Origin of the sequence: Streptomyces sp. (assembly GCF_031181555.1) — a bacterium.
GTDB classification, from domain to species: domain Bacteria; phylum Actinomycetota; class Actinomycetes; order Streptomycetales; family Streptomycetaceae; genus Streptomyces; species Streptomyces fimbriatus.
Genome location: NZ_JAPSKQ010000279.1, coordinates 1 through 4,855 on the forward strand (window position 1 = coordinate 1; position 4,855 = coordinate 4,855).

The window sequence follows — 4,855 nt, forward strand, 5'->3', positions numbered from 1 at the left end:
CCGACGGCGGAGAGTTCGGCGACGGTCATCGCGCCCGCGCGGCAGAGCATCATGTCGGCCGCGGCGTACGCGAGGTCCATCCGGTCCAGGTAACTTACCGGGATGTAGGGGGGCATTCCCGGCATCTGGTGGACTTGCGGCAGTTCGTTCTTCGGGCCGACCGCGTGCAGGATCTGGATCCCGGCCTGCTGCAGCCACGGAGCCACCTGCTGGACGACCTCGTTCAGCCGGCGGGCGCCCTGCGAGCCGCCGGAGACCAGCAGCGTCGGCAGGTTGGGGTCGAGCCCGAACGCGGCGCGGGCCTCGGGGCGCACGGCGGCCCGGTCCAGGGTGGCGATGGAGCGGCGCAGCGGGATGCCGATGTAGCGGGCGTTCCGCAGCTTGCTGTCGGGCGTGGAGACGGCGACCTGGGCGGCGTAGCGGGAGCCGATCTTGTTGGCCAGGCCGGGCCGGGCGTTGGCCTCGTGGATCACGATCGGCACGCCGAGCCGCTTGGCCGCGAGGTATCCGGGCAGGGCGACATAGCCGCCGAAGCCGACCACGGCGTCCGCCTTGGTGCGCTCCAGGATCTGCTCGGTCGCCTTGATGGTGCCGCGCAGCCGGCCCGGGACGGTGATCAGCTCGGGGGTCGGCTTGCGCGGCAGTGGTACGGCGGGGATCAGCGCCAGTTCGTACCCGCGCTCGGGTACCAGACGTGTCTCGAGGCCACGCTCCGTGCCCAGGGCCGTGATGCCCACGGTCGGATCCTGCCTGCGCAGGGCGTCCGCGAGGGCGAGCGCGGGCTCGATGTGGCCCGCGGTTCCTCCGCCGGCGAGTACGACATGCACCGAAATTCACCGCTCTCCGGACGAGCGCGCCGCAGCGGCACGCCGTCGCATCGTGTTCCATCTCCGGGGCCGCTGAGAACCCCTGGTCCGCTTTTTACCAAAGCGGGGTTGCCGCATCGCAAGCGCCATCCGCGCAGCGGGGTCCTCACGCGCGAAGGCGATCAGCAACCCGATGGCGAACATGGTCGGCAGCAGGGCGGATCCTCCGTAGGAGAACAGCGGGAGCGGGACGCCGGCGATCGGCAGCAGACCGAGCACCGCACCGATGTTGATCACGGCCTGGGCCGTGATCCAGGTGGTCACGCCTCCCGCGGCGTACCTCACGAAGGGGTCCTCCGTGCGTCCGGCCACGCGGATGCCCGCATAGCCTAGAGCCGCGAAGAGGGCGAGTACCGACAGCGTCCCCGCCAGACCCAGTTCCTCACCGGTGACGGCGAAGATGAAGTCGGTGTGGGCTTCGGGGAGTTGGCCCCATTTCTCCACACTCGCACCGAGTCCGGAACCGAAGATCCCGCCGGAGGCGAGGGCGTAGATCCCGTGCACCGCCTGCCAGCAGTCGACCGGTCCCGACTGGGGCTCGGTGGCGCCGAGACAGGCGAGCCGGGCCATGCGGTTCGGGCTGGTGCGGATGAGGATCACGCCGATCAGGGCGGCGACGGACAGCACCCCGGCGAACAGCCGCGTGGGCGCCCCCGCCAGCCACAGCAGGCCGAACAGGATCGCCGTCAGGATGATCGCCGTGCCCATGTCGCCGCCGAGCATGATCAGCCCGAGCAGCATGAAGGCGGCCGGCACCAGCGGCACCAGCATGTGCTTCCACTGGGTCAGCAGCCGCTTGTCCTGTTTGCGGGCGAGCAGATCGGCGCCCCACAGCACCAGCGCCAGCTTGCCGAACTCGCTGGGCTGGATCTGGAAGGAACCGCCGAGGGCGATCCAGTTCTGGTTGCCGTTGACCTCGACCCCCATCCCCGGCACCTGCACCAGGGCCATCAGGAAGACGGCGCCCGCGAGGATGGGGTAGGCCAGCGCCCGGTGCAGCCTCACCGGCATCCGGGAGGCCACGAGCAGCAGCACGGTGCCGATCGCGGCGGCCAGGAGCTGCTTGCGGAAGAAGTAGGAGCCCGGCAGGGACATCTGCAGCGCGGTGATCTGGGAGGCCGAGTAGACCATCACCAGGCCGAGCACGGTGATCAGCGCGCTGCCGCCGAGGATCAGGTAGTACGCGGTCAGCGGCCGGTCCCAGGCCCTGCGGGCCCGTGTGTGCAGGGCGCGGAAGGGGTTCTCGCGCGGGGGCCGGGGCGCGACGGGCCCGCGGACGGCCCGCTGCACGGGCGGCCTGCCGGTACGGCTACTGGGCATCACGGCCTCCGCTGCACGCCGGACAGGTGTACGCCGGACAAGGCCTCGACGGTCCCACGCGTCCCTCCCAAGGTCGCCCGGCGCAGGCGGCCGGGTCAGGCACCGAGCTCGCGCACCGCCTGGGCGAACGCCTCACCGCGCCTGTTGTAGTTGGCGAACATGTCCATCGAGGCGCAGGCCGGGGCCAGCAGTACCGTGTCGCCGGGCCGTGCGAGCCGCTGTGCCTCCTGGACAGCCTGGAGCATCGCCCCAGTGTCGGTCCGGTCGAGGTCGACCACCGGTACCTCGGGGGCGTGTCGCGCGAGGGCTTCGCGGATCAGGGCGCGGTCCCGGCCGATCAGGACGGCGCCGCGCAGCCGCTTCGCCGCCCCCGCGGCCAGCTCGTCGAAGGTCGCGCCCTTCGCCAGGCCGCCCGCGATCCACACGATCGACTCGTACGCCGCCAACGAGGCCTCGGCGGCATGCGTGTTGGTGGCCTTGGAGTCGTCGACGTAGGCGACGCCGTCCACGTCGGCCACGTGCGCGATGCGGTGGGCGTCCGGGGTGAAGGCCCGCAGGCCGTCGCGGACGGCCGTCGCGGGCACCCCGAAGGCGCGCGCGAGGGCGGCGGCCGCAAGGGCGTTGGCGATGTTGTGCGGGGCCGGCGGATCGACGTCGGAGACCTCGGCGAGCTCCTGGGCGTTCTTGTGCCGGTTCTCGACGAAGGCGCGGTCGACCAGGATGCCGTCCACGACGCCGAGTTGGGAGGGACCCGGCGTGCCCAGGGTGAAGCCGATGGCACGGCAGCCCTCCTCGACGTCGGCCTCGCGGACCAGGTCCTCGGTGGCCTTGTCGGCGACGTTGTAGACGCAGGCGACGCGATTGCCCTCGTAGATACGGCCCTTGTCCCTGGCGTACGCCTCCATGGAGCCGTGCCAGTCGAGGTGGTCGGGGGCGAGGTTCAGCACCGCCGCCGAGTGGGCGCGCAGGGAGGGCGCCCAGTGGAGCTGGTAGCTGGACAGCTCCACGGCGAGCACGTCGTACTCGTCCTCGCCGAGCACCGCGTCGAGCAGCGAGACGCCGATGTTGCCGACGGCCGCGGTGCGCAGGCCCGCCGCCTTCAGGATGGAGGCGAGCATCTGGACGGTGGTGGTCTTGCCGTTGGTGCCGGTGACCGCGAGCCAGGGGGCTGCTTTCCTGCCGCCCCGGCCGCGCAGCCGCCAGGCCAGCTCGACGTCGCCCCAGACGGGGACGCCGGCCCGCTCGGCGGCGGCGAACAGCGGCTTGTCCGGCTTCCAGCCGGGTGCGGTGACGATCAGGTCGGTGCCCTCGGGCAGGGTGTCGCCGTCGCCGAGGCGGACGGTGACGCCGAGCTGCTCCAGCTCGGCCGCCTGGGCCCGGGCGCGTTCGTCGTCGCCGTCGTTGACGACCGTGACGCGCGCGCCGAGTCCGTGCAGCACCTTCGCCGCCGGGACGCCGGAGACGCCGAGCCCGGCGACGGTGATGTGCTTGCCCTGGGGTTCCGAGAGCACCGAGGAGGTCACTTTTCCGCTGCCCATCCCGCGTAGAAGAGGCCCAGTCCGACGATCACACAGATGCCCTGGATGATCCAGAAGCGGACCACCACAAGGACTTCGGACCAGCCCTTGAGTTCGAAGTGATGCTGGAGTGGCGCCATCCGGAAGACCCGCTTCCCGGTGAGCCGGAAGGAGCCGACCTGGATGACCACCGACATGGTGATGAGGACGAACAGACCGCCGAGGATGGCGAGCAGCAGCTCGGTGCGGGAGCAGATGGCGAGGCCCGCGAGCACACCGCCGAGCGCCAGCGAACCGGTGTCGCCCATGAAGATCTTGGCCGGGGAGGTGTTCCACCACAGGAAGCCCAGGCAGGCGCCCATCAGCGCGGAGGCCACGACGGCGAGGTCGAGCGGGTCGCGGACCTCGTAGCAGGCGTTGGGGTTGGTCAGGGTCTCCCCGTTGGCGCAGGACTCCTGGAACTGCCAGACGCCGATGAAGGTGTAGGCGCCGAAGACGAGGACGGAGGCGCCGGTGGCGAGGCCGTCCAGACCGTCGGTCAGGTTCACGCCGTTCGACATCGCGAGGATCATGAACAGCGCCCAGACGACGAACAGCACCGGACCGATGGTCCAGCCGAAGTCCGTGATGAACGACAGCTTGGTGGAGGCCGGGGTCTGTCCGCGGGAGTCCGCGAACTGCAGGGAGAGCACCGCGAAGGCGATGCCGACGATCAGCTGGCCGGTCATCTTCGCCTTGGCCCGCAGACCCAGCGAACGCCGCTTGACGATCTTGATGTAGTCGTCCAGGAAGCCGACCAGGCCCATGCCGACCATCAGGCCCAGCACCAGCAGGCCGGAGTACGTCGGCGGCTTGCCGGTGATCACCTTGCTGAGGAAGTAGGCGGCGACCGTCGCCAGGATGAAGGCGATACCACCCATGGTCGGCGTACCGCGCTTGCTGGCGTGCTCGCGCGGGCCGTCGTCACGGATGTACTGCCCGTACCCCTTGCGGGCGAGCAGTTTGATCAGCAGCGGGGTGCCGATCAGCGTCAGGAAGAGGCCAATGACTCCTGCGAACAGGATCTGATTCATCATCGGGCGGCGACCTCACCCTCGGCACCGGTCTCGAGCAGCGCCTGCGCCACGCTCTCGAGCCCGACCGAACGGGACG

4 protein-coding genes are annotated in these 4,855 nt (G+C 70.7%); all 4 read right to left on the reverse strand.

Annotation, left to right across the window (positions count from 1 at the left end; translation table 11 throughout):
* Positions 1–827, reverse strand: an 827-nt coding sequence (locus tag RIM90_RS30575; RefSeq protein ID WP_309063991.1) for a UDP-N-acetylglucosamine--N-acetylmuramyl-(pentapeptide) pyrophosphoryl-undecaprenol N-acetylglucosamine transferase, incomplete at its 3' end; no start/stop codon positions are given.
* Positions 828–833: 6 nt separating this feature from the next.
* Positions 834–2,186: a putative lipid II flippase FtsW gene (gene ftsW, locus RIM90_RS30580; protein ID WP_309063992.1), complete on the reverse strand. Its 1,353-nt coding sequence runs from the start codon at positions 2,184–2,186 to the stop codon at positions 834–836.
* Between the two features lie 95 nt (positions 2,187–2,281).
* Positions 2,282–3,697 carry a UDP-N-acetylmuramoyl-L-alanine--D-glutamate ligase gene (gene murD / locus RIM90_RS30585; protein ID WP_309063994.1) on the reverse strand — a complete coding sequence of 472 codons (1,416 nt, stop codon included), beginning with the start codon at positions 3,695–3,697 and terminating at the stop codon, positions 2,282–2,284.
* 8 nt (positions 3,698–3,705) lie between these two features.
* Positions 3,706–4,779 (reverse strand): phospho-N-acetylmuramoyl-pentapeptide-transferase, encoded by a 1,074-nt coding sequence (mraY, locus tag RIM90_RS30590; RefSeq protein ID WP_309063993.1) that lies wholly within the window; start codon positions 4,777–4,779, stop codon positions 3,706–3,708.
* Positions 4,780–4,855: the final 76 nt, after the last annotated feature.

What these genes read in the sequence shown, in the direction of transcription:
- mraY (WP_309063993.1), bottom strand. Translation starts at nt 4,779, where the DNA reads ATGATGAATCAGATCCTGTTCGCAGGAGTCATTGGCCTCTTCCTGACG.
- ftsW (WP_309063992.1), bottom strand. Translation starts at nt 2,186, where the DNA reads ATGCCCAGTAGCCGTACCGGCAGGCCGCCCGTGCAGCGGGCCGTCCGC.